Genomic DNA, 26,115 nt, shown 5'->3' with positions numbered 1-26,115 from the left:
TTTTATCTTGTACTCTTCATTAAATCTCTCACGTCTATCTCGACTGCTTGTCAGTTGCGTAAGTAATAAGATCATCAGTCATACGGCCGCGGTTTGGGCACTTGGCATAATGACGTTCTCAAGTTTTGCGCAAACGCCCACATCTATTGATGTGGTGACTCAGAGCCGTCAAATTCTGCAAATGGCCGAATACATAGGTGTTGATTATTCAGAGGCGGTGGTTAACGGTGAGGTGGCAAGTGAAGATGAATTTGCTGAGATGCAACAGTTTGCCAAACTGATTTTGCAAAAAGGTGAAGTTATCGAACGTGCCTCTGCACCTGGCTTTGACTTAGGCAAAACTTCGGTACTGGCCAATGCCCAGGCATTGCAGCAAGCCATTCTTGCTAAGGCGAGCATGGGAGAGATCCAAAGCCTCACGCTACAAATTCGCCAAGAACTGTTAGCCATATCCCCCGCGCTAAAACTGCCTTCTCGGTTACTTCCCCAAGCACAGGTAGATACCTTATTCGTGGATAATTGCGCAGCATGTCATGGCCCGGCTGGTCAAGGTGACGGCCCGTTGGCGAAAAACTTTAGTCCTCAGCCAACCGATTTCACTGAAAAAGAACGTGCGCAAAATCGTTCGTTATTAGGCTTATACGATGCTATTAGCGCTGGGCTAGATGATACAGCTATGCGTGCATTTACCGAACTCAGTGATCAACAACGTTGGTCGTTGGCATTTTATGTAGGCAGCTTGGCATTTAATCAAGGCACAGGTGACACGGCGAGTGTTGGTGAGCCAAGCTTAGAGTTACAAGCGTGGATCAACAATAATCCACTACAGGTTGCTGCACAAAATAGCAATATTAGTCAAAAGCAAGTTGAGCGGTGGCGCGCATCTCCAGCCGTTTTTTTTGACCAGAGTGGCTCACCTATCTCGACCGCCAAAAATAACCTAATTGCAGCAGTTAATGCATACAATGCTGGTCATTTAGACCAAGCGCAAACCCTTGCTGTGAGCGCTTACCTTGATGGCTTTGAGTTAATCGAGAATAACCTTGATGCTCGAGATAGTGGTTTACGAAAGTCGGTAGAAAAACAGTTGTTGAACTTTCGTAACGTTCTCAGTGTTGAAGGCAATGAAGCGCAGGTTCACGCTGAATCTGCGCAAATACTGCAACAGTTGGAGCGCGTTGATAGCACACTGACTGACGCGGTGTTGTCAAACAGCGCAATGTTTTCAGCTTCACTGATCATTCTATTACGTGAGGGGTTAGAAGCGTTATTAATCGTATTAGCCCTTATAACGGTATTGATAAAAACCCAGCGCCAAGATGCCATACGTTATGTTCACTTTGGTTGGGCATCAGCACTCATTGCTGGTGGAGTGACTTGGTGGGCGGCTGAAAACCTTGTAACGATCAGCGGTGCATCAAGAGAGCTGATGGAAGGTGGTGCAGCCTTACTAGCTGCAGGCATATTGTTTTACGTAGGCTACTGGATGCACAGCAAAACACAGGCAGCTGTTTGGCAGCAATATATTCAAAATAATGTTGAGCGGCATTTAAGCAAGGGGACCTTGTGGGGCCTTACCGGTTTGGCCTTTATATCTGTGTATCGTGAGGTATTCGAAACGATATTGTTTTATCAGTCTTTACTCACCCAATCGGCAGGAGATGGCAGTCAGGTCAGTTTTGTATGGTACGGTTTGCTCGGTGCAATCGCGATATTAGTCATGATCACTTGGCTAATGCTCAAATACTCGGTGAAATTGCCTATCGGACGTTTCTTCGCATTGAGTGCGTACTTTATGTTAATCCTAGCCTTCATCTTGGCTGGCAAAGGGATATCAGCTTTACAAGAGGCGGCGGTCATTGCTATTACGCCATTCCCACTGGATATATCGGTCAGTTGGTTAGGTATTTCAGCCACATGGCAAGGAATAATGATTCAAGGGGTTATTTTACTGTTATTCATCTACATGTTTTCTCGTCAATCAAACGTGGCTGATAACGAAACATTAAACTGACGTTTCAGACATAAAAAAGGCAGATGTAAAATCTGCCTTTGCTTATTTGGCCTAAGTCATTAGGCCGTTATTTTGGTTAGCGCTTAGTAAAAACTGACTTTCGCTTCAATACCAAAGATACGCGGTTGATTCACAATACCGGTTAGGTTGTTAAAGTCGATAGCACCTTTAACATTCTCTTCATCGGTGATGTTTCGCCCGAATAAAGCAACGGTGTAATTGTGTTCAAAGTTCTCGTAACCAATACGTAAACCACCTTCCACATTGCCATCCGTTTGAAACTCGACAGATTCATACAAGAACAGGTTGGTGTCGCCTTGGTATGCCCAGTCCGTAAACGCGAAGAACTCACCATCGTTACCCACAGGCACGGCGTAGCGAGCCGTAAAAGTAAAGATAGTTTCAGGTGCTTGAGGGAACGGGTTGCCATCAATTACCGCATTAAAGCCATTAGGGCGAGGATCTAGCACAGTACAGTTACCCGTAGAGCCAAATGCTTCATTGGTACCACAGGGTAGCAAGGTTAATGAATCGTCTTTAATTTCGGTTTTGTTGTAGCTGTAGCCCGCGGTAAGCGTCAGGTAATCGTTGGCAATATACTGTGCATCAACTTCAAACCCGTAACCCACACCTTTATCTGCATTGACCAAGGCAACGTTGTTCGCACCACCACCGATGGCAGAGAACTGCATATCATCGATTTGATAATAAAAAGTTGCTGCGTTTAGGCGTAAGGTGTTGTCTAGCAAATCAGATTTGAAGCCAAATTCAATTGAATTGATGGTTTCAGCATCGGCTACCGATGGTGTACCTTCAAACGCCACATCACGGCCTTGTATAGACTGCGCTCTAAAGCCATTGGCTAAGCGAGCAAATACCGAGGTATCACCATTGATTTTGTAGTTTGCGCTTAACTCCCAGCTAATTTGCCCGTCGTCAACATCAATATCGTCATATTCTTGAACGCTTGCATCACCGGTAACAAGGGCAAAACCATTTACATTTTGCTCGCCAACGCGCAGTGATTTTTCGTCATAGGTATAACGTATACCACCGGTGACATTTAATCGCTCATTGACTTCATAAGTCGTTTGACCAAACACAGCCCAAGTGGTGTTTTCATGGAATACTGTGGTCGCGCCAAAGTAGCCGTCAATACTGGTGACATTGAATGAAGAATCATAGTAAAAGGCACCGGTTTGCCAGCTTAGGGCATCATCCGTTTCACTTGCAAAACGAATTTCTTGAGTGAATTGCTCTAGGTCGTCTAGTTTATCTTGGGTCACGGCACCAAAACCAATTGTACCTGGGAATGTCAGGACATCTTCAAAGCCTGAGTTGAAGGTTGCCGAGGTTAATCCGTCAGGTACTGGTGTGGTTAAATCATTGGTGTATACGCCACCATCAATATCACCTAAGCTAGATCCTTCAGCTTCTTCATAGGCGGTGATTGACGTGATAGACATGTTCTCTAGGCCAAACTCTAGCTTTAGTGAAGCCCCATAGTTTTCGTATTCTTGCGGATTGTTATCAGCTCCATCACCATCAATATCGCCATCGTAATAGACTTTATCGCGATCGAAGTTTTGGTTTAGATCATTACTCCCCTTAGTGAACACGTTGGCGCGAAAAACCGATGCCGTACCGTCTAGTTCACGGCCATGTACATTTAATAATGCAGAGAAATCTTCTGTTGGGGTATATAACAATTGGCCACGCCATGCTTTCTCATCAAAGCCGCCCAGTGCGTCTTTCTCACCGGTAAAGCCGTTGTCAATCCAGTCATCACGATCTTGTGATAACACAGAGAAACGACCTGATAAGTCTTCGGCTAGACCGCCACCAACAGCACCCTCAAAGTTCAAAGTGCCTAAGTTACCTACGCTCATTTTGGCATAGGCGTCAAAATCTTCGGTAGGTTTGGCGGTATCAAACTTGACGATACCAGCTGTCGTGTTGCGACCAAATAAGGTGCCTTGGGGCCCACGAATCACTTCTACTTGTTGAACGTCGAACAAAGGGAAGCTCTTTAAAATAACATTCTCTTTAACCACATCATCCATCACAATGGAAACAGGTTGAGACGCGGCTAAATCGAAATCGGTATTGCCTAATCCACGAATGTAGAAACGTGGGGCCACTCGGCCATTAGACGATTCGGCGTACAAGCCTGGTACTCGCACTGCTAAGGCGAGAATGTCGTCACCACCTGAAAATATGCTTTCAAAACGTTCACCGTTTAAGGTAGCGATTGAAATTGGCACTTCTTGAATACTTTGCGTACGTTTTTGCGCTGTAACCGTGATTTGCTCTAGGCCTTTCTCTTGTGCTGCTGGTGTTTCTTGCGCGTGAAGAGATTGGCTAAATAAAGCACCTTGGATACAGACGGCTAATGCTGCTTTGTGAAAATTGGTCATTGTGTCACCGCTAGTAAATGTGTGGTTATAGAAAATATGTTGTTTTACGATTTTATCATCGCATTTTTTCGCTAAGCGAAGTTCTAATCTTTAGTCTAATCAATTGCTTGAATATTGCACGTCGATGTGCGAAACCCGTGACGTAGCGATATCTTGCAAAAGTGATTCAAGATGGCTGCGTATTGTGCCTACCTTACAAAATAAAGTCTCGTACATTGTGTGAATAAGCCTAATACATTGCTGTCATATTTGCTTTGCGTTTGGGTGTTTATTTTACCGTGGTGCGGGTGGGAGTATAAAAGATGGGCATACTACCTAGTTAAATTAACGGTCATATTTGGTCACTATAACCGCATTAAATCAGTTGTTAGTTCAAGAGAATACTGAAGATTTATCTCGCTAAATTGGACTGCATCATGCCTGTACATGCGGGTAAACCGCGCTATCACGCTATGTCATATAAATGAAATATTACTGTCATTTATACGTCACATGGCTGTAATAAAAATGCCACGACTAACCCCTATCCTTGCGCAAATTCTTAATGAAATTGGCTAATCCGTAAGGTTTAGACTATTTCACCATTTCCTTCAAATAGGGTTTGAGTACATGAAGTCTACCACTACGTTATCAGCCAGCTTACTCAGTGTAAGTTTGCTTTTATCTGCATCTGGCTACGCCCAGGAAGATGCATACCTGAAGCCAGCTGTTGAAAAAGCGACAGAAATCAATGACTCGGCTGCTAACTCTCAGAAAAAAATCAATAAGATTAATGATCAAATTGATAATAAATTGCAGCAGTTCAAAGCCATTAACAAAGAGACTGAAGGCTTAGAGGTTTATAACACCCAGCTACGCAAGCAAATTGAGAATCAAGTACAGGAAATGGCCGACCTTAACGCTGCGATTGATGATGTCAGTGTTATTGAACGTCAAATTACGCCCTTGATGATGCGCATGATCGATGGCCTTGAACAGTTTATTGCTCTTGATGTGCCTTTCTTAGCGCAAGAGCGTGCTAATCGTATCGCTGGTTTGAAAAGCATGATGGACAAAGCTGATGTTGCACCATCAGAAAAATTTCGCCGTGTGATGGAAGCTTACCAAGTTGAAATGGATTACGGGCGCACGCTTGAAGCATACGCGGGTTTACAAAACATCGACGGCCAAGAGCGCAACGTTGACTTTTTACGTGTCGGGCGCACTGCGCTAATTTACCAAACGCGTGACGCAAGCATGCAAGGTATGTGGAACGCACAAACTCGTCAGTGGGATGCACTACCGTCAAGCTACCGCACACAAGTGACTAAGGGCCTACGTATGGCCAAAAAACAAATGGCACCAGACTTACTGATGTTGCCTGTAGCGATCACAGATTAAGAGCACGATGAAGATGAATCAATTAGTTAAAAATATCGCACTTACGTTGTTGGTTACATTCACGGCAACCACAGCCATGGCCGCTGATCCTCTGCCAAAGAAAGAGTCTGCTCTAGATTTAGACGCGCTTCTTAAGCAATTAGAGGAAGGTAAATTCCAACAGACAACGCAAAACAGTCAACGTGAAAAAGAGTTTATTGCTAAGCGTGCTGAACAAGATCAGATGTTACGCAACGCGGCGAAGGCGCGTGATGTTGCCTTACAAACATCTGAAAACTTAGAAACGACGTTCGAAGAAAACGAATTTAAATTAGGTGACTTGAACGATGCATTAACCAAGCGTTTAGGTTCACTAAAAGAATTATTTGGTGTGCTTCAGCAAGTTGCTGGTGATACCAAAAGCAAATTCTTTAACTCAGTTATATCTGCGCAAATTCCTAATCGCGCAGAGTTTTTAGACGAAATGGCGCAATCTATGGGCTCAAGCTCGAAGCTTGCTTCGATTGACGAAATTGAGCGTGTTTGGTTTGAAATGCAACGTGAAATGACTGAGTCAGGTAAAGTGACCCGCTTTACGACCGATGTAGTTGAAGCTGGTGGCGCCAAAGTCAGCAAAGAAGTCATTCGTGTGGGCACATTCGCATTGGTAGCTGACGGCAAGTATCTTGACTATGAAGGAGCAACGAACTCCCTAGGTGAGTTAATCCGTCAACCTGCTGGGCGTTACACTGCAAGTGCAGAAGCATTACAAGCTTCTAACGGTGAACTTGTTGAGTTCGGTTTAGACCCAACAGGCGGCTCTATTCTTAAATTGTTAGTGCAAGCACCAAGTTTAAAAGAACGTGTTGAGCAAGGTGGTTTAGTGGGTTACATCATCCTTATCGTGGGTGCGATTGGTTTGTTGTTAGCCTTAGAGCGTCTTATCAGCTTGACCATTATCAAAACAAAAGTGAATAAACAGCTTAAGTCTGACAAGTTCACCTCAAACAACCCGCTTGGTCGTGTTATGCAGGTACGTGATAAGTACCCAGAAGCGGATACAGAGTCCCTTGAGTTACACCTAACAGAAGCGATTTTAGGCGAAATTCCTAAATTGTCTCGCAACCTGACCATCATCAAGATCATCTCAGTAGTTGCGCCTCTTATGGGTCTATTGGGTACGGTAACCGGTATGATTAACACCTTCCAAGCAATTACTTTGTTCGGTACAGGTGACCCTAAATTAATGGCCGGTGGTATCTCGACTGCGTTGGTAACAACGGTACTTGGTTTGGTTGTCGCTATCCCGATGACATTGCTCTACGCAATGTTAAACACACGCTCTAAAGACGTGGTATTTATTCTACAAGAGCAAGCGTCAGGCGTAATTGCCGAGCGAGCTGAGCGTATGGAAGCAAAGTCAACACCAAGCGCCTAAGGTAATTAGCTATGTTGGAATTTTTTGAAGCAATACGTGATTTTACTGAAACAGGTGGCCAAGTTCTCTTGGTCATCGGGTTTCTCATATTCGTCATGTGGTTGCTCATCCTCGAACGCGCGTTGTACGTATTTATCTGGCACAAAGCATACAAAAAAGAAACCATTGCTGCTTGGAATGCCCGTGCTGATCGTCGTTCTTGGAATGCAGAGCAAATTCGCCAAGCGATGATTTCACGAGTTAGCCTGCGTTTAGGGGCTGGTATTCCGATCATTCAAGCGCTGGTAGCCTTGTGTCCTTTATTGGGCTTAATGGGTACCGTCACCGGTATGATTGAAGTGTTTGACGTGATGGCAATTTCAGGCTCAGGTAATGCCCGCTCAATGGCATCAGGTGTATCTAAAGCAACCATTCCTACTATGGCAGGTATGGTCGGCGCGTTATCCGGAGTATTTGCCTCCACGTGGTTAGCGCGCACAACGAAATCAGAACGTACGCATCTAGAAGACGCATTGACAATAGAGCGCAAGTAGCCTGCCTGCTGCGCCTTAGAAGAGACAGTTATGAAACAACATTTTCAAAATATGATGGATGAAGAAGAAGCAGCAATCGACATGACGCCGATGCTAGACGTGGTATTTATCATGTTGATCTTCTTTATCGTAACCGCATCTTTCGTAAAAGAAGCGGGTATCGATGTGAACCGCCCGGAAGCTGCCACAGCAGTTAAAAAAGACCGCGCTAATATTCTGGTGGCTATCAGCGACAAGGGCGAAATTTGGATTAACAAACGTAAAATCGATGTGCGTGCGGTACAAGCTAACATCGAGCGTCTTCATGCTGAAAACCCGCAAGGTACTGTGGTAATCCAGGCAGACAAGAAAGCAACAACCGAAACCTTAATAAAGGTCATGGATGCTTCTCGCGCTGCAGGTATTACTGACGTTTCTATTGCAGCTCAAGAGCCCTAGATCATGCCTAGATTCCTGATAGCGATAATTCTGTCAGCCATTGTGACCTTGAGTTTGTTCTTCGTCATGCAATCGCTGATAAAAAGCGGTGGCAGTGCGTTAACTGAGCCACCAAAGGGCAGTGTGCTGGATTTTGTGCGGGTCAAAAAAGAAGAAGCTGCACAGAAAAAAGATCGTAAGCCTAAAAAGCCACCTAAGCCTGAAACACCGCCACCCGCGATGGAGCAGCCACAGATGGACTCGCCAACACCCAATGCAGAAGGCAGTGGGTTAGACTTTGGTGCAGACGTGAATGAAGGTTTGTCCCTTGACGGTGGATTAGCACTTGAATCAGGTGATGGTGAGTATTTACCTATAGTTAAGGTGGCACCTGTGTATCCGCGTCGTGCTTTATCACGGGGAATAGAAGGCTACGTGATTGTTGAATTTACGGTATCTAAGCAAGGGTCAGTTAAAAACCCCTTTGTCGTAGATGCTCAGCCAGCTGACCTATTCAATCAGGCCGCTATTGACGCTGCACTTAAATTTAAATACAAACCGCGGGTAGTAAACGGTGAGCCAGCAGAAGTGGCAGGCGTTCAAAACCGTATTACTTTCCAGATTGACGGTTAATCGGGGGCATGATGAGCGTAAGAAGTAAAAAAAATAACCATCTATCATGCAGGCTTTTAGGGCTCACTTTATGTGCTGTTGTTGGTCTTGGCGTGAGTGTCACACCAATGGCTATGAAAAGTGCCCAGGCACAAGAGGCAAGCAAGCGAGAAACGCGACGTACACCTGCGCTAAGGGTGAAAGTGTATGACCAGCTTTCTCGTTCGCAAAAATTAGCTGATGAAGGTAAAACTGACGAAGCTTTAGAAGCGTTAGAAAATGTAAAAAGCAAAGCCAGTTCGATGAACAGTTACGAACTTGCCATGATGTACAATTTCTATGGCTTCATTTACTACAATGTTGAGCGTTTTGATGAGGCGATCACTGCTTTTGAAACCGTGGTAGAGCAACAGCCAATACCAGAATCGTTTGAATTGAGTACCTTATTCAGTTTGGCGCAGCTGCACATGATGCGTGGAAACTTCGATAAGACGGTATCTTTTTTAGAGCGCTGGGAAACGTTAAATGCATCGGTTAACCCCAACAGTGAAATACCGGCTAAAAACTACGTGTTAAAAGCGCAAGCCATGTATCAACAGAAGTCTTACGATAAAGCGTCAGGTTACATCAACAAAGCGATCGAAATTGTTGAAGCGCAAGATGATATCCCAGACGAAAATTGGTATGTACTTCAGCGTGCGGTTTATTACGAGTTGAAACAGCCTGAGAAGGTTAAAGACGTACTCCTAAAACTGGTCAAACACTTTGATGAGCCTAAATATTGGGTCCAACTCGGTGGCATGTATGGCGAGTTAGGGGAAGAGAAAAAGCAACTGGCTATTCTTGAAACTGCTTACCAACAAGGCTATATCGAAAGTGGTTCTGATATGTTTAATCTTGCTCAGCTGTATTATTACCACCAAATGCCCTTTAAGGGCGCGCGCTTAATCGAGCAAGGCTTTGAAAGTGGCGCACTTGACAAAAACCTCAAAAATTTGAAGTTTCTGTCACAATGTTGGGTGCTGGCAAAAGAGAACGAAGAGGCCGTGCCGATTATGAAAGCGGCGGCAGACTTGTCTGATGATGGTGAATTAGATGCACAGCTTGGGCAAATTTACTTAAACATGGAAAAGTGGCAGCAAGCGATCAGTGCCTCAGAAGCGGCGCTGGCGAAAGGTGGCTTACGTAACGAAGGCACAGTGCATTTGGTTAAAGGCATGGCGTTCTTTAATGTTGGGCAATACAACGATGCCTTGAATGAATTGGCTGAAGCCGAAAAATTCAAAAGCAGCAGAGGTATGGCGCAGCAGTGGTCTAAGTTTGTGGAAACTGAAAAAGTCAGTGCTGAAAAGCTGACAGTATCATTATCACAATAAAGCGATTGGTTTAACGTCATTGATACAGGTTAATTCAGAATAATAAAAGCTATAATTCTAGCGTGCTGGCCACGCTAGCAGAGAACCTCTCACCGCTCACGCATTATCCTTTGGACAATACTGAGCGGTTTTTTGCTATTCAGCACACAAGAAATTCACCTCATCTTAGCCTAATCAATAAAAACGATTTCAATAATCGATTTTAATTAATTTAATTATTTCCCGCACATCCTTATTATTCATTTCGAAGTCAACCGAAACTAACTTAATGAGGAATATCTCAATGACACAATCTCTTATCAATAGCAAAATTTTACCTTTTAAAGCAACTGCGTTTAAAAACGGTGAGTTTGTTGACGTGTCTGAAAAAGACATCGCGGGTAAATGGGCAATCTTTATGTTTTACCCAGCCGATTTCACCTTTGTATGCCCGACCGAGTTAGGCGATTTAGCTGACCACTACGCTAAATTGCAAGAGCTAGGTGTTGAGGTTTACTCAGTATCTACAGACACGCATTTCACTCACAAAGCGTGGCATGGCAGCTCAGACACAATCAACAAAATTGAATTCGCGATGATTGGCGACCCTACTGGTCAAATCACGCGTAACTTCGGTGTCATGATTGAAGAAGATGGCTTAGCGCTTCGCGGTACGTTTGTTGTTAACCCTGAAGGTGAAATCAAAATTGCTGAGATACATGACCTAGGTATCGGTCGTTCTGCAAGCGAGCTACTTCGTAAGGTACAAGCTGCGCAATACGTCGCCAACCATGACGGTGAAGTATGTCCAGCAGCATGGCAGCCAGGTGAAGAAACACTCACTCCTTCACTTGACCTAGTAGGCAAAATCTAACAGTCGATATGTGTTTAACAGGGGCGGGTGAGTATCTACGAGCCCGCCCTCGTTATCCGCGTATACACCGCCATCATCAGTCTATAGGAGTAAGAAATGTTAGACGCAAAATTAAAAGGCCAATTGGCCACCTATTTAGAAAACCTCACTTCACAAGTGGAGTTACGTATCGCTGTTGATGAGCAACATCAAGCAAAAAAATCAGCAGAAATAAGCGACCTTGCCAATGACATTGCTGAATTATCACCCTTAGTCAAGGTGGTAGCGCAGAGCAAAAATGATGTTCGAAAACCATCGATGGAAGTCGTTTCTGTTAAAAACAATACCTCCATTACCTTTGCAGGGGTACCAATGGGACACGAGTTCACCTCGTTAGTATTGGCTCTGTTAAATAGTGGTGGTCACCCGGTAAAAATCAGCGAAGAGCAAGTGACCGAAATTAAGGCGCTCTCTGGTTCTTATCAATTTGAGACATACGTTTCGTTGAGCTGTCAGACATGCACAGGGGTAGTGCAAGCATTAAACGTGTTGTCTGTTATTAACCCGAATATTACCAACACCATGATCGATGGTTCGTTATTTCAAGACGAAGTTAATGAACGCAATATTATGTCGGTCCCGAGTGTGTACTTAAATGGCGAACTGTTCACCCAAGGTGCAGTAACCATAGACAAAATTCTAAGCAAAATTGACCCGCACGCTGACGCAAAGCAAGCAGAGTCATTAAATGATAAAGACCCTTACGACATGCTCATTGTCGGTGGCGGGCCAGCTGGCGCTGCAGCGGCTATTTATGCTGCACGTAAAGGTATTCGCACCGGCATTGTGGCTGAAAAGTTTGGCGGTCAAGTGACGGATACCATGGCCATTGAAAACTTTATTTCAGTGAAAGCCACCGAAGGTCCAAAGCTAGTTACCGGACTTGAGCAGCACGTCAAAGATTACAACGTGGACATCATGGATAACAACAAAGCGGTGAAGTTATCAAAAGACGGTTTGATCAATATCGAACTAGAAAATGGCGCGATGTTATCCAGCAAAACAGTGATGCTAGCCACGGGTGCAAGATGGCGTGAAATGAATGTACCAGGAGAGCAGCAATATCGTGGTGCAGGTGTCGCCTATTGCCCACACTGTGACGGGCCGTTATTTAAAGGCAAGCGAGTGGCGGTAATCGGAGGCGGTAACTCAGGTATAGAGGCCGCGCTAGATTTAGCGAATATCGTTGAACACGTCACCGTTCTTGAGTTTGATACTAAGTTGCGTGCAGATGAAGTTTTGCAACGTAAAGCCAAAGCAGCCAAGAATATCGACATTATTCTTAATGCCATGACCACAGAAGTGCTTGGCGATGGAAAGCGCGTAACAGGCTTAACCTATCAAGACCGCGTAAGCCAAGAAAGCAAACATGTTGAGTTGGCAGGTATCTTTGTTCAAATTGGTTTGGTGCCTAATAGTGAGTGGTTAAAAGGTGATATAGCGTTAACCCCACGTGGTGAAATAGAAGTCGGCCAACGCGGTGAAACTTCAATTGAAGGCGTATTTGCCGCAGGAGACGTCACTACCGCCCCCTATAAGCAAATCATCATTGCCATGGGCGATGGAGCAAATGCAGCCCTAGGCGCGTTTGATTACTTATTACGTGCGCCGTCAGTTGAAAGCGCAAATGACAGCGAGAAAGCCGCCTAAAGCGCAGCGAAAACAATTCATTGTGTGACACCCTTTGCCGAGCATATCTATGATGTGTCTCGGCTTTTTTTATGAATAACGCACGACTGGGGTCGTTGAGTTTTTACGCAGTTTTATTTCCCTCTTACGAAAACGGTTTAAATGTAAAGTTTGTGTTAAATGTCGCTTGCGCTTTGTGTAGTCTAAATGACTATAAGATGGGTGAGAAAGACAACGTGCTGCCATTCAGGACTACTGTTCGCCCTCTCTTATGCATAACCAAATGAACAACGATAAATATGAAACCAACCTATATCGCCAGTGCAAACGGTTGAGGCAATAGGCGATATATAAAGAGGAAACACATGAAAGTCATACTCTATTTAACATTGCTCGTCAGTAGCATGAACGCCAATGCACTGCTTATTCATACGCAAGTGACCAAGCTGAGTGATCAGCAATACCAAGCCGATTACCAAATTTACAATGATACGCAAGGTGCCGTTGATGGTCTGATGGTGTATTTCCAGTACGGTCTGTTCGACAACCTATCGTTGTTTTCCAGCCCAGCTGATTGGGATGTCTTTGTTGCCCCGCCAGAAGACTTATTCGGTGTACAAGAAGATGGATTCGCCGATGCACTTGCCCTAGTCGCACCTTTGCAAGCAGGAGATACATTAAATGGCCTATCTGTAGTGTTCGATTGGCTGGGGGATACCGATGTCATCACGAGTATGCAGCGCTTTGAAACCTATGATGCAAATACGTTTGAGGTAACAAGTGCGGGGGAGTATCAGCTAGGTTTCACCCAATCAGTAAGCGCACCGGCGAATGCTTTGTTTTTCATCGCGTTGATCAGTTTGATAGGCATGATTTCTCGGCGTAACACACGCTTTTTTCATTCCGCGTTATTCCCCAATCAGCGCCCAAGCAATACAACCAGTGGAGTCGCAGCATGATTAGTTCGGTCCTTAAAAATAAGTTGAATTGCGGGTTTGTGACAAAGTCGGCAACCTTGCAAAAAAGTATCGCTTTGGCATTAGGCACATTGCTGGTAAGCGCATTCAGTATGCCAACATATGCAGATGTCAGTGTTGATCGCCTCTCACTAAAAAGCAAAACACGCGTAGGGCGCAGTGACTATCGATATGAGTTTGCCGTTTTTTTAAAAAACGATGCGGATAGAGTGCAAGACATACAGGTAAATGTGGCATCGAGTAACCCGAACTCCGTGGTTGATTCGGCTGATATGCATATTGATATGATCCCTGCCAATAGTGTACTTGAGCTGTCACAGCCGTTTGTATTGGTACAAAATCGTAGAGCACGCTTCAATGAACAAGATCTAAGCTGGAATATTGACTACCAACAAACGGGTCAAGATATCAGTAGCCAATTCTCACCAGAATCTGCCTATCACACAGGGGAGTATAAAAACTATTTTGTAGAGCGAGGCTTGGCCACCCAAGAGCAAGTGTCAGCGAAAATTAACGCGACCTATCAGCAATTATTTGAATTGGTCCCTGACCAAGCAGGCCAAGCGCCAAGTAAAGGCGAGCAAATCTATCATGCGGATTTTGAGCAAGATACTGAAAACTGGCAATGGTACGCCGATAATGGCAGCCAAGTCGGCGCGCAACTCACTCAGCAAGCCAGTGAGTTGGTCATCACACCTGCATGGCAAGATGGTGGTGATGCATTGGCGGTGCTTTCCAGTCCGTTTGAGCCGATTGATGCCACACAAGGCGTGGATGTTGAATATACCATGGCGGTAGAGCAAGCCTACGTTGACGACGGCGCTATGGCTGTGCAAATGTTCATTCAAGACACATCGGGAGGGATTGGCTTTTTCGCTTATCGTACATTAACGCAGGCCACGCAAACTAGTATCTTCATTCAGGGGCTAGGGCCGAACACAAATTTTGGCTATTTGTCAGAAGGCTTCGACTTTAGCCAAATAAGTACGATCGGCTATCAGTTTCTGGCAAACGGTAAAAGCCCTGCGGTCAACGGCAATATCACTGTGGGCGAGGTGAGTATTTACCAACCTGTTAAGGGCGGTGATGAAAGTAGTCTCCCTAGCTTTATCGATACGTTTGATAATGGTATTGCTCAGTGGAGTGCGAGCGCAGACAACGGCAGTGCAATTGCGCCAACGCTGGCACTCGGGAATGTGGATGCAGACGAAGCGCCAACGAATAATGTATTGATGGTTAGTCCGAATTGGCAAGATAGCAGTGATGCGTTCACGGTTAAATACCAGCAATTTCCCGGCATTGATATCACTCAAGGGCGGGATCTCAGCATTGATATCAGTATTCCGCAACGTTATATCGAAGACGGCAATATGGTCGTACAGCTATTCTTAGAGGATGCAAATTATCAACCTGCCTACTTGGGCTACACCACGGTAGCGGGGTTCACTGGCGACGAATTTATCACGTTGAATTTTAGTGATGTCAGTGCCAATACTGAGTTTGGTTACATCAGTGATAGTTTCGATTTCAGTCAATTGCGGGGGATTGGAGTGCAGTTTGTTGCAAACAACAAATTACCTACCGTTGACGGCGATATTCAAATAGATAATGTGGTGATTTCCGGCGAGGCACCGAGTGAACCTGTACCTGAACTATCAGATACAACGGTACTTTATGGTGTTGGCGACGATATGGCGTTCATCAAAGCAATCGACTCAAACGACATTCGGTCTGAAGGCATGTCCTACGGCATGATGATTTCAGTGATGATGGACGATCAAGAAACCTTTGACAAACTTTGGCGCTTTACAAAGGCGAAGATGCAGAATAAATCAGGCAATAGCAAAGACTTCTTTGCGTGGCGCTTAAGTGCAAATGCGCCCTATAACGCAATCGACACTAACCCCGCGCCAGATGGCGAAGAGTACTTTGCAATGGCCTTGTTTCTTGCCAATAACCGCTGGGGCAGTGCAGAGGGTATCTTTGATTATCAGCAAGAAGCGAATGATATATTGCATGACATGATTTTCACTAAATCTGACAACAGCAGTACACGTCTTATGATGCACCCTGTTTATCAACAGGTGGAATTTGTAACGACCACCAATGTCGAGAGTTTTTCTGATCCTTCCTATCACTTACCTGCCTTTTACGAGATGTGGGCATTGTGGGCAGATGAAAATAACGACTATTGGCATGAAACCGCAGAAATTAGTCGTCAGTACTTATCAAAAGCGGCTCATCCACAAACAGGCTTATTCAGTGATTATGCAAGCCATGAAGGCCTGCCACAGCCAACTAGTTTTAATCCCGATAGCCATAAGAGCGCTTATGACTCATTTCGCGTAATGGGTAATATGGCCATGGATTATCATTGGGTTAGTCAGTCACCTCAATTAAAGGGATTAGTTGAGCAGCAAGTCAGCTTCTTTGAAAACGAAATCGTCCAGTATGGTGATTTTATTGCCGTGTATGAAGTAGACGGTACACGAGAGCCAAATATTGATTATCGCAGTCACGGGCGCACCGCTATGAACGCTGTGGGGGCAACGATAAGTGATAACCCGTTCTCCACCGAAATGCTTAACTACCTCTGGCAACAGGATGCACCAACCGGAATGTATCGCTATTACGATGGTCTTTTACACATGTTTGGATTGCTGCATGCAGGTGGTGAATTTAAGATTTATAAGCCAAACGAAGCTCAGTGATCGGCAAACGGTTAATACAAAAACGCCGAGCAATTGCTCGGCGTTTCATTTTTTATTGGTATTAACTAGTACGCATTTTTATTGATAAAACCACGGGTGACTGTGGCTAAGATAATGCGAATATCCATCCACACTGACCAGCGATGAATATAATCTAAATCGTATTCCACCCGTTTGATCATCTTATTGATGGTTTCGGTTTCACCGCGAAAGCCATTAATTTGCGCCCAACCGGTAATGCCAGGGCGTACCTTATGACGCAACATATAGCCTTCAATGAGTTTACGGTACTCCTCATTATGAGCCACCGCATGAGGGCGCGGGCCAACAACTGACATGCGGCCTTGCAATACGTTAATAAACTGAGGTAGTTCGTCTAATGATGTCTTGCGTAAAAACGCGCCCAACGGAGTAATACGTGCATCATTTTTGGTCGCTTGTTGAACCTTATCGCCATTGTCTTGCACTGTCATGGAGCGAAACTTATAGACTTTGATTTTCTTACCATCCAGACCGTAACGATTTTGTTTGAAGATAACAGGGCCCTTAGAGGTTAATTTAACCGCGATCGCAATGAACAACATAGGGATCGCAATCAGGGTTAAAATGATAGAAGAGACCACAATATCCTCGAGGCGTTTCGTGACATCACCTGCACCTTGGAAGGGCGTATCGAATACGCTCAACGTTTGAATTGAGCCAACACTCTGCCAGCGGGCATTAAGCAGGTTATACATGAAGAAATTAGGAATAATGTAAACCGTTGCAGTTGAGTCACTGCATAAATTAAGAATTTGCATGATGCGCTTTTCTGCGCTCATGGGCATGGCGATATAGATATAATCAATCTCACCTTTTTTGGCCAGTTTGACTGCTTCTTCAATACTGCCCATGACTTGATGTTGAATTTCGTGAGGAATACGTGCAGGAGCTCGATCGTCGTACATACCTTTGAAAATGATGCCTAATTGGTCATTTTCCATGATTTGTGTTGCTAGGTTATAACCAGACTGAGTAGCACCGATAACGATTGCTTTACGGGTGTTATGGCCTTTCTTGCGGTGTCTAAATAATATTTCACGAAAGGCAACACGCCAACTTACTAGGGTAGGGGCGCACAACACCAACCAACTCAATACAACAAAATTTGATGCAGCAATACTATCAGGAAAAATAAAGGCGTAAGTAGTCGTAACAAGTGAGGAAATTCCCCAAGCGATCATAGCCCATTTGATCATCATAGTATTAGGGGCCGTTCGCCAAGAGCGATATAGGTCTACCGCTTCAGCACATAACATGTAAGAAATAATGCTTACAAAAAGCAGTAATAAATCAGACGAATTGATGGATAGCCCTTGGTATAGCAGCACAAGGAAATACACCAAGGTGATAATAACCATATCGACTAAACGATAAAGTGTAGAAAAACTACTTTGGTTACTCTGAATTATGCCCCCAGGGCTCTTGTTATGCATGATGTCTCTACCATTAAAGTGATGTACAACTGATTAAGTTCATATCGCTTAATAGAGTGTATTTCAATATTAAGCGGTGTCTTTATTTTGCGACGCTAACATGTCGCTAATTTCCAACATCCAAAAGGTTATAAACTTAAAAAATTCCATTTAACTTCAATATCTTGAGTGGATACTAAAGTCTGCCTATTACGGACTGCGCAGATTATACCACGTGATGCTGTTGTATAATTACGACATATTTTTGTTTTTTTTATGACATTCAGCGCATTATTCCTACAATTCTGAATGTTTTTGTTTAGTACTTTCAGATATTCGGGTCATTTGACTGATATTTAGTCAAATGGATAATTCAGCTAAAGCAAGTATGAGGCCATATTTTTTTGATAGGTTTCATTGATTCGTAATTGAATGTAAAAATGGTGCTAGGTCTTGATTTGAGGATTAAAACCCAAGGGTAACTAGATGAGATAGGGTCGCCTTAGTCGCCGTTTAAGTGGAAAAATGACAAAGGCTTGTTTAACGATTGGCGCGATGCTGCGTCAGATTCCTCATTCGATGGATTCAGTTTGAAGCGGTAATATAATAATGAAAGAGGAAAATGAAACTTTGTCTGACACCTTGTGCAATACTTACACGCTTTACATGGCGCTATCTTTGTTTAGTATGCGCAGCACATCTGCCTTGTTAAAATAACTTATCGCGGTCTATGCCTCGCTTAATGGCATAGAATTCGCTTACTGACAGCCTCAGCTGATTTTTACAACGTGTGTTTTGATAGGCTAATCGTAATATTTTTCACTTATAGTTGATTACATTGCGCTAATTTCATTAGATAATTGATACACTTAGTTTAATTAAGATCATATTTTAAATTTAAAGAAAGAGATGATTGAATGAGTAAGACTAAATTAGCAAGCGCTATAGGAATGGCATGTGTATGTACTTCTTCATTTGCGCAAGAAGAAGTCGGAATAGACCTCGGGGCATTTGAATTAGTACCCACCTTAACCACAACGGTGGGTTTTAATGATAACGTTACACGCTCTAACGATGAAGGAATAGACAGCTGGTTTAGCACGATTGTTCCCAGATTTACCCTAGTGAATAACTTTGGCTTGAACAGCTTACGCTTGGGTTATCAGCTTTCTCGGGGGGATTATTTTTCAAGTTCCGCCGATGATTATACAGATCATTTATTGTTCGCCTCACTCGATTACGAGCTGAACAGTCGTCACCGTGTCAACACGAGTATTAATTTTGAAGATGGTCATGATGATCGAGGTGAAAGCTTCTCTATTGGTCGCGGTAGTGAGCTAGATTCACCAGACGAGTTTAAAGAAAGCGAAGTTGATTTTACTTACTCATATGGTGCATTGAGTGCCCAAGCGCGGTTAGATTTAAATCTCAATTTTAGGGATAAAGATTATAAGCTTGGTACCGAAGAGTACTTAGTTCGTGATCGTACTAAGACTACCGTTGGCGGCACTTTCTATTATAACATCGGCGCAGCTACTGACTTACTGTTTGAAACCACGATTACTGATGTTGAATACGCGTTTGCTATTTCAGAGGCAACGAGTTTTGATAGTATTGAAACCGCTTATTTAGTGGGTGCTCAATGGCAGTCCACTGCATCAACGTCTGGATATGCCAAAATAGGTTATCAGGACAAAGATTTTGACGCTGCGGGCCGCGAGAATTTCTCTGGGGTCAAATGGCAAGCTGGGGTTGTGTGGGAGCCGCTTGAGCGCGCTACATTCATTCTTGATACCAAAAACCAAGCGCGTGAAACCAATGGTGACGGTAACTTTATTCGTAATAAAGATGTGTCTGTTCTTTGGCGTCATGAATGGTTACAACGCCTGCGCACTGAAGCCGGTATCGGCTTCGGTACCAGTGATTATGAAGGCAGTGGTCGTAGTGACGATATAAAAGATCTGCGTTTTGCCGTTGTTTATGAATTTAGACGTTGGTTGACCTTTAACTTGGGTTATACCTACAGCGAACGAGACAGTAATAGAGATGTCATTGATTACGATCAGAATATCTATCGCTTAACGGCAAAAATAACGTTATAACCTTTGTTTTATTAGGAGTGCACATGAAAGCAAAATCCGTATTTTGGCTGTGGCTTATGCTTTTTAGTAGTGCCGCTTGGTCGCTAGATGCCAGTTTGAGCCAATATAAGTTAGGCTCAGGGGATGTGATCAAAATCACCGTGTTTGGTCAGCAAGATTTGTCGTTAACCACTAAGTTGCCGAATCACGGTGTGATCAACTATCCCTTCTTGGGTGATCTAAGGGTGACGGGGCTAACGGGAGCAGAGCTTGAAGCCAAGCTGTATGCTGGGCTCAAGGGGGATTATCTTGTAGAGCCGTCTATTTCGGTCACCGTGATTGAGTATCGCCCCTTCTTTATTGACGGCGAGGTAAAGCGCCCAGGTGGGTATCCCTATCAACCTGGGCTTTCGGTAAATAAAGCCGCAGCCTTAGCAGGGGGCTATACAGAGCGAGCATCAAAAACCAAGATATTTATACGTCGAGAAAATGAATCAGGCCAACCAGAGCAGTTAAACGCAGATTCAAACGATATAGTGTTACCCGGTGACATAGTTACTGTTCAGCAAAGCTTCTTTTAAAGGAATGTAGTTAAATATGTCAGCAAAAATAAATGGACAATTAGAGGCTAAGTTACTGGACTCTGAAATGATTGACTTAGGTCAATATTGGCAAACAATACGCCGTTATTTATGGCGCATTATTAGTCTTGCGGTGTTTATTACCGTGCTAGTGGCCCTTATTGTGATGTCTATCACGCCGCAATATAAAGCCACTGCCAAGTTATTGATTGAATCAAAACAAGCAAAGGTGTTATCGATAGAAGAGGTTTATGGTTTAGATTCCTCACGTAAAGAGTATTTTCAAACTCAGTATGAAATTCTAAAATCTCGTCAAGTCGCCGAAAAAGTCGTTGAGAAGTTAAAGCTTTACGAAAACCCCACCTTTGCTCCTGGCTATGAAGCCAGCCAAGCTAATTTTGTCAGTAAACAACTTTCAGCGCTTAAATCTAGCGTTATAGGGGCACTACCTTTTTTACCCCAGAAAGAAAAAGTTGTTCAAACAGAAGCCCAGCGGCTGGCGGCTAGAAAAGGCTACGCCACTTGGAAAGTGATGCAGTCGTTGCAGATTGTTCCAATTAATAACACACAAATTGTCGAAATTAGCTTCGAGCATGAAGATCGCCAGTTTGCCGCAATCGCAGCAAATGCTGTGGGTGATGTGTATATCGAGAACTACCTCGAATCTAAGCTAGACATGACCACCAAAGCGACTACTTGGTTAAATGAAAGCTTGCAAGGGCTTCGTACTAAATTGACTACGGCTGAAAAACGGTTATCTGAGTTCTACGAAACGGAAAAACTAGTCAATATTGATGGCGTAGTGGGCCTTGCTGCAGAGGAACTGCAGAAGTTAAGCCAACAACTTCTCGAAGCTCAGGCTGCATATAATCGTGCAGAAACCCTGTATAACCAGGTTAACTCAGGGGCAACCATTGCCGAATTGGCAGATATACCTGAGGTGCTCAATCACCCAGCGGTGCAGAATGTAAAGCGTGAGCTAATTGGTGCCCAAAGTCGTGTTTCTGAGTTAAGTAAAGTTTACGGCCCTAAGCACCCAAAAATGATCGCTGCCCAAGCCGAGTTAACCTCGATCCAAGAGAGTTTACATGCACAGATTCGCTCATTAGTCTCAGGGGTAAACACTGAATTCAGTACTGCAAAGCTTAATTTAGCGGCAATCAAACAAGAAGTCAGTGATAACAAAGAGAACTTTAGGAAGCTGACGAATTTAGAAAGTCGCCATAAGGCACTGCAACGTGAAGTGGATATCAACCAGCAACTGTATAGTTCATTCTTTACGCGTTTAAATGAAACCTCAGAATTAGGCGGGTTTGAGTCTGCAAACGCACGTATGTTAGATCTGGCCGTACCGCCAGGCTCGCCTTCTAAGCCTAAGAAGGGGTTAATTATTGCAGCAGCCTTTATTGTCAGTTTAGGCTTCGGGGTATTCTTAGCCATCGCGATGGACGCGCTTAATAGTGGTATTCGTTCGGTTGAAGACGTAGAGCGCAAGCTAGGTCAGCGCATGCTAGGGCTCATTCCGTGGGAAGCCCACAGTAAAAAGAAAAACCTTGCCATCAGGCACTTTTTTGATGGTAAGCATCATAGTTTCAGTGAAGCGGTGCGTACCCTTAGAACCAGCTTACAATTGCTGAATATTGATAAACCTTCGAAAACAATATTGGTCACCTCAAGCGTTCCCAAAGAAGGCAAGAGTACCGTATCAATTAACTTAGCCTTTGCTATGGGGCAACTGAGTAAAGTGTTGTTAATTGATACTGACTTACGTCGCCCAACATTGGCTAGCCAATTTAGCTTACCTGGTTTTCAGCCAGGCGTGGCAAACTTAATTTCAGGCACACATACCTTAGAAGAGTGTATTGTGACAGATGAAATGTCAGGTATTGATTTAATTTGCGCCGGTACTGTGCCGCCAAACCCGCAAGAATTACTCGCTTCGGATAGCTTCAAAGCCCTGATGCAAGACCTAAAAGGTAGATACGAGCATATCATTGTTGATAGCGCGCCCACCCAAGCCGTCAGTGATGCCATTGTGGTGTCGAAGGTCTGTGATTCAGTGGTCTATGTAGTCAAAGCGGATAGTACAAGTGACAAGCTGATAAGTAATGGCTTAAGCCGTTTCTTACAAGTGGGACACAGAGTCGATGGGGTGGTGTTAAACCAAGTGGATTTGCGTAAAGCGAAAAAGCACGGTGAATACACAGGTTTCTATGATCAATATGGTTATCATAGTTATAATTACGAATCGAATACTAAGGCTAGCAGCAACAAACAATCTTGATCGATTTACACAGCCACATATTGCCAGGAATAGACGATGGCGCCCCTGATTTAGAGGCGTCACTCGCTATGGCTGAGCAATCTGTGGCGGTCGGTGTGTCGCATATGGTGTGCACGCCACATATACATCAGAGCTATTTCGATAATAATCTAGACTCCATCTCACACGCTTATCAGTCGCTGGTTGAGCATCTCGCTTTAGCCGGTTGTTCTCTCAAGCTGTCATTTGCTGCTGAAATTCGCATTACCCCAGACATCATGCTTTGGCATAAGCAAAAACAAATTCCATTTATTGGGCGCTGGCAAAACAAAGACGTGATGTTACTTGAACTGCCGCACAGCCATATACCACCGGGTACTGACAACCTCTTACGTTGGTTATTGAAACACGATATTCAGCCAGTAATAGCCCATCCTGAGCGTAATCGAGACATTATCGCCAACCCAGATAAAATCTATGCCTTAAAAAGGGCAGGGTGCTTATTTCAAGCCACGGCGGGGGCGTTTACTGGTCGCTTTTCTGAAAAAGTGAAGCAAACCGCCGGTCTATTATTGGCCCGAGATCTGGTTACTTATGTTGCATCCGATACCCACAGTGTTAATCGTCGTCCCAATGATATGGCGCAAGCTTTCATCGAAGTGGCAGCATTGAAAGGGAATGATTACGCTGAACGATTGTTTAAAACAACACCATGGTTAATATCACAGGATAATGTATGGCAATAGCATTTCCGCAGAATATAACCGAAGCTAGGGTGTTTATTAAACAGTACGTGGCGGTGATCAGCTTCGCGTTGCTTGCATTGGTGTGTTTGTTTGTAGCCTTGCGCTTTACGGGCGCTAGCTTCGATTTTTACAAAGTGCAAAACATTGTTAGCGCTTGGCAAGAACAAGGCAATACCCAAACCTTAGAAGAATACCAGTTAGCCAAGCGAACGATTCAATCAGCTGTTGATAGCCAGCCTAGTCACCCGCTGTATCAAGATTTACTGGCACAGGTACACGAGTGGGGCGCTATTGCGGGGTATGAGCCACCCGAGCAGGCGCTCAACCTGGCTAAGCAGCATTACCTACGCGCTACTCGCTTACGGCCTTTGTGGCCGGTAACATGGGCCTCATTAGCCATGATTAAGTGGCGTCAACAGGAATTCGATGATGAAATGCTCACGTACTTACAAAGGGCTGCAGAGTTAGGCCCATATAAGCCTGAAATACACCTTCTGTATGTGCGCTTAGGCATGGCGCTATACGCCAGTAATCACCCGATGTTGCTGCGTTTACGCAAAGAGTTTTACCACCGTATCGCTTTAGGTTTGCGAGCCCCCCAAAGCAGAGAGAAAGTATTGGCGCTGATCAAACAGTACGGCGCTCGAAAGCGGGTTTGTCGTTGGCTGCGCAATGAGCCAATACCCGTGCAGCAAATGGTGCCAAACTGCGCTGGCAACAAGGTATAGAGAATAAAGGAACCTTGAGCGATTTGAAACGCTAACAGCAAGAAGTGACTTAGTCAGCTTGGCTTTTAAACCAGTCCCATACACCAAATGAGTAGTCAGGTAGTAAATCAATTCCCAGCGCTGATTTGAGCAAATAAAGCAATAATATGCCCACAAGCGCAGAAAATGTCATAAAACCGGCCAAAAACAAAGCATTAATAAAGCGACTTGCTCGCAACTGCGCGCGCGTCATGTTGCGATGGTTCTTCCCTGCCAGTAATACGTAATAGTAGCGATACTTGAACCAAGGTACAGTCCCACGCACATCAATAGGGTGGTGCCCCCATTGGCGGCTACTGACCGCATTACGTAGGTGAGATAACTGCTCTTCACTAAATGACGCCCTAACGGATTGGGGCATGCGCGCTAGCAAATTTACAATGGCAGGATCTTGCTCTATTGGCCCACTGAATTTTTTATTCATGTTGCCACCTTTTTAGTACGTCGTTTTTTGCCTGTGGTTATTTTCAATTGATTGATCGCCAGAGACAAGGCCAAAAACACCACAAAGTAGCAGGCGTTTGCAGGCGCTTGCAGAGGGAAGTCAACCGTCATATGTATCGCCATGCCAAGCATTGCCATACAGCAGGCAAAAGCAGTGCCCTTAAATATGGATGGCCTGCGCTTGCGCATCGCCCGCACGCTTTTAGCGAAACACCAGCAAACAAGTAACCCTAAAAATAAGGTCGCCGGTACACCGTATTCAATCGCCATTTGCAAATAATCATTGTGTGCATGATCGTAAAAATAATGTATGTTGGCCTCCTTATAACTAGGAAACGAACTGTAAAAGCTTCCACCACCGCTGCCGAAAATAGGAAAATCTTGCAACATAGGCAAAGCGTCTAATACCACTTCATCACGACCCTCTTGAGCCAAGCTCGTGGCCTCTAAACGTTCTTGCACCTTATCTAAACCAAACCAAGCGCTGACAATAAGCACATCAATCACAAACATACTGATAATTAAAATAGACAGGCTTCTGCTACGATTTTTGATAATCACCAATGCCAAAATACCGATTAGCGTCATGGCAGCAAAAAATGCCGTATTCCCCATGCGAGAGCGCGACATGACCAACGCAATAACCATGATGGCCAAACTAATACGAATGAGTGCCTTGCTGCCCAATAGCGTGGACAATATAGAGCGCATGATATCCCGTGGGCTACCGCCTTGGTTGCTCTGTAGCGTGGCCACCATTAAGCCAATACCGGCTGACAGACACAGTATAAGGAAATTAGCAAAGTGGTTTTTGTACACAAAGCTACCAGTGGCGATATCGGTCACAGGTAAGCTGAATACCACACTGAAGGTGCTGCCTGACAACACCTCTAGCGTACCGTAAAGGGCCTGAATTGCGCCGCTGGCTAATAGGGTGAGTAGTATTAAGCGTAACCGCTTCTCTGTGTCTACCAGCACAAGTACCACTATGAGTAAGCAGAAATAGCTCAGCCCTTTAAGTAAGCTTACGTAGCTTTGTCCCACATCTAACGATAAATGAAACTGTTCTACCCCATAAATCAATTGAGTTTCGTAACTGACTGGGCTGAGAATGTGCACCACTGAGGCGGGCAATGGCATAACCTGCATAACAGCGAAAACTAAAAAGGCCAGCCATAGGCAGATGGGTAACCGATAAGCGCGTAACCCCATCCAAGCGTGGTCTTTGCGTAAATAGGCACAGCACAAAGACAATGAAAATATGACAACTTCCATTACACCCCAAGCCCAAGGACGGTTTGAACCTAAAGGGATAGGCAGCCAAATAAGCAACCCTAATAAGACATAAAACGCGTAGCGATGAAGTGTGGTATTCAAAGGATCCCTTTCGCCCAGTACAAATGC

The 26,115-nt window shown here is 44.4% G+C and carries 20 protein-coding genes; 16 read left to right on the top strand and 4 right to left on the bottom strand.

Annotation, left to right across the window (positions count from 1 at the left end; translation table 11 throughout):
- Nucleotides 1–7 precede the first annotated feature (7 nt).
- Nucleotides 8–2,014, top strand: coding sequence for a cytochrome c/FTR1 family iron permease (locus FX988_RS08240; protein WP_160179182.1), 2,007 nt, complete (start codon nucleotides 8–10; stop codon nucleotides 2,012–2,014).
- 83 nt (nucleotides 2,015–2,097) lie between these two features.
- Here FX988_RS08240 and FX988_RS08235 read toward each other — a convergent pair whose 3' ends face one another.
- On the bottom strand, nucleotides 2,098–4,431 hold the full coding sequence (locus tag FX988_RS08235) for a TonB-dependent receptor (RefSeq protein ID WP_160179181.1): 2,334 nt from the start codon (nucleotides 4,429–4,431) through the stop codon (nucleotides 2,098–2,100).
- A 609-nt stretch (nucleotides 4,432–5,040) separates the two neighbouring features.
- Between FX988_RS08235 and FX988_RS08230 the strand changes: the two genes are divergently transcribed.
- From FX988_RS08230 to FX988_RS08185, 10 genes are all read left to right on the top strand, one after another.
- Nucleotides 5,041–5,811: a DUF3450 domain-containing protein gene (locus FX988_RS08230; RefSeq protein WP_007991904.1), complete on the top strand. Its 771-nt coding sequence runs from the start codon at nucleotides 5,041–5,043 to the stop codon at nucleotides 5,809–5,811.
- 13 nt (nucleotides 5,812–5,824) lie between these two features.
- On the top strand, nucleotides 5,825–7,228 hold the full coding sequence (locus FX988_RS08225; protein ID WP_160179180.1) for a MotA/TolQ/ExbB proton channel family protein: 1,404 nt from the start codon (nucleotides 5,825–5,827) through the stop codon (nucleotides 7,226–7,228).
- Nucleotides 7,229–7,239: 11 nt separating this feature from the next.
- Nucleotides 7,240–7,761, top strand: a complete 522-nt coding sequence (locus FX988_RS08220) for a MotA/TolQ/ExbB proton channel family protein (RefSeq protein WP_160179179.1) — start codon at nucleotides 7,240–7,242, stop codon at nucleotides 7,759–7,761.
- Nucleotides 7,762–7,791: 30 nt separating this feature from the next.
- On the top strand, nucleotides 7,792–8,199 hold the full coding sequence (locus FX988_RS08215) for an ExbD/TolR family protein (RefSeq protein ID WP_007991909.1): 408 nt from the start codon (nucleotides 7,792–7,794) through the stop codon (nucleotides 8,197–8,199).
- Between the two features lie 3 nt (nucleotides 8,200–8,202).
- Nucleotides 8,203–8,811: an energy transducer TonB gene (locus tag FX988_RS08210; protein WP_013754512.1), complete on the top strand. Its 609-nt coding sequence runs from the start codon at nucleotides 8,203–8,205 to the stop codon at nucleotides 8,809–8,811.
- Nucleotides 8,812–8,819: 8 nt separating this feature from the next.
- Complete coding sequence (locus tag FX988_RS08205) at nucleotides 8,820–10,166, top strand: tetratricopeptide repeat protein (protein ID WP_412761926.1); 1,347 nt, start codon at nucleotides 8,820–8,822, stop codon at nucleotides 10,164–10,166.
- A gap of 283 nt (nucleotides 10,167–10,449) precedes the next feature.
- Entirely contained in the window at nucleotides 10,450–11,019 is a 570-nt protein-coding gene (gene ahpC, locus FX988_RS08200; RefSeq protein WP_160179178.1) for an alkyl hydroperoxide reductase subunit C, read from the top strand.
- A 96-nt stretch (nucleotides 11,020–11,115) separates the two neighbouring features.
- Entirely contained in the window at nucleotides 11,116–12,708 is a 1,593-nt protein-coding gene (gene ahpF, locus FX988_RS08195; protein WP_160179177.1) for an alkyl hydroperoxide reductase subunit F, read from the top strand.
- Nucleotides 12,709–13,052: 344 nt separating this feature from the next.
- Complete coding sequence (locus tag FX988_RS08190; protein WP_254700759.1) at nucleotides 13,053–13,646, top strand: hypothetical protein; 594 nt, start codon at nucleotides 13,053–13,055, stop codon at nucleotides 13,644–13,646.
- Nucleotides 13,643–16,375: a glycosyl hydrolase family 8 gene (locus tag FX988_RS08185; RefSeq protein ID WP_160179176.1), complete on the top strand. Its 2,733-nt coding sequence runs from the start codon at nucleotides 13,643–13,645 to the stop codon at nucleotides 16,373–16,375. The genes FX988_RS08190 and FX988_RS08185 overlap by 4 nt, the downstream gene beginning before the upstream one ends.
- Before the next feature lie 65 nt (nucleotides 16,376–16,440).
- Here FX988_RS08185 and FX988_RS08180 read toward each other — a convergent pair whose 3' ends face one another.
- Nucleotides 16,441–17,850 carry an undecaprenyl-phosphate glucose phosphotransferase gene (locus FX988_RS08180; RefSeq protein ID WP_160179175.1) on the bottom strand — a complete coding sequence of 470 codons (1,410 nt, stop codon included), beginning with the start codon at nucleotides 17,848–17,850 and terminating at the stop codon, nucleotides 16,441–16,443.
- Nucleotides 17,851–18,746: 896 nt separating this feature from the next.
- Here FX988_RS08180 and FX988_RS08175 point away from each other — a divergent pair.
- From FX988_RS08175 to FX988_RS08155, 5 genes are read left to right on the top strand one after another with little or no spacing between them, the layout of a single operon-like run.
- Complete coding sequence (locus tag FX988_RS08175; RefSeq protein WP_160179174.1) at nucleotides 18,747–19,931, top strand: outer membrane beta-barrel protein; 1,185 nt, start codon at nucleotides 18,747–18,749, stop codon at nucleotides 19,929–19,931.
- 23 nt (nucleotides 19,932–19,954) lie between these two features.
- Entirely contained in the window at nucleotides 19,955–20,491 is a 537-nt protein-coding gene (locus FX988_RS08170; RefSeq protein ID WP_160179173.1) for a polysaccharide biosynthesis/export family protein, read from the top strand.
- Nucleotides 20,492–20,507: 16 nt separating this feature from the next.
- Nucleotides 20,508–22,775, top strand: coding sequence for a GumC family protein (locus tag FX988_RS08165; protein ID WP_160179172.1), 2,268 nt, complete (start codon nucleotides 20,508–20,510; stop codon nucleotides 22,773–22,775).
- The gene (locus FX988_RS08160; protein WP_160179171.1) at nucleotides 22,772–23,500 is read left to right on the top strand and encodes a tyrosine-protein phosphatase; all 729 of its coding nucleotides are present in this window, start codon (nucleotides 22,772–22,774) and stop codon (nucleotides 23,498–23,500) included. Before FX988_RS08165 ends, FX988_RS08160 begins: the two co-directional genes overlap by 4 nt.
- Complete coding sequence (locus FX988_RS08155; protein WP_160179170.1) at nucleotides 23,491–24,228, top strand: VpsP family polysaccharide biosynthesis protein; 738 nt, start codon at nucleotides 23,491–23,493, stop codon at nucleotides 24,226–24,228. The genes FX988_RS08160 and FX988_RS08155 overlap by 10 nt, the downstream gene beginning before the upstream one ends.
- A gap of 49 nt (nucleotides 24,229–24,277) precedes the next feature.
- On the opposite strand, the gene FX988_RS08150 is transcribed toward FX988_RS08155, so the two are convergent.
- Both FX988_RS08150 and FX988_RS08145 read right to left on the bottom strand, forming a co-directional pair.
- Nucleotides 24,278–24,691, bottom strand: coding sequence for a 3-phosphoshikimate 1-carboxyvinyltransferase (locus FX988_RS08150; RefSeq protein WP_160179169.1), 414 nt, complete (start codon nucleotides 24,689–24,691; stop codon nucleotides 24,278–24,280).
- A complete protein-coding gene (locus tag FX988_RS08145) occupies nucleotides 24,688–26,088 on the bottom strand; it encodes an O-antigen ligase family protein (protein WP_160179168.1) in 1,401 nt (466 codons plus the stop codon). Before FX988_RS08145 ends, FX988_RS08150 begins: the two co-directional genes overlap by 4 nt.
- Nucleotides 26,089–26,115: the final 27 nt, after the last annotated feature.

Origin of the sequence: Paraglaciecola mesophila (assembly GCF_009906955.1) — a bacterium.
Lineage (GTDB): Bacteria > Pseudomonadota > Gammaproteobacteria > Enterobacterales > Alteromonadaceae > Paraglaciecola > Paraglaciecola mesophila_A.
The sequence above is the reverse complement of the archived record's forward strand: the minus strand, read 5'-3'. Positions and strand labels throughout refer to the sequence as shown.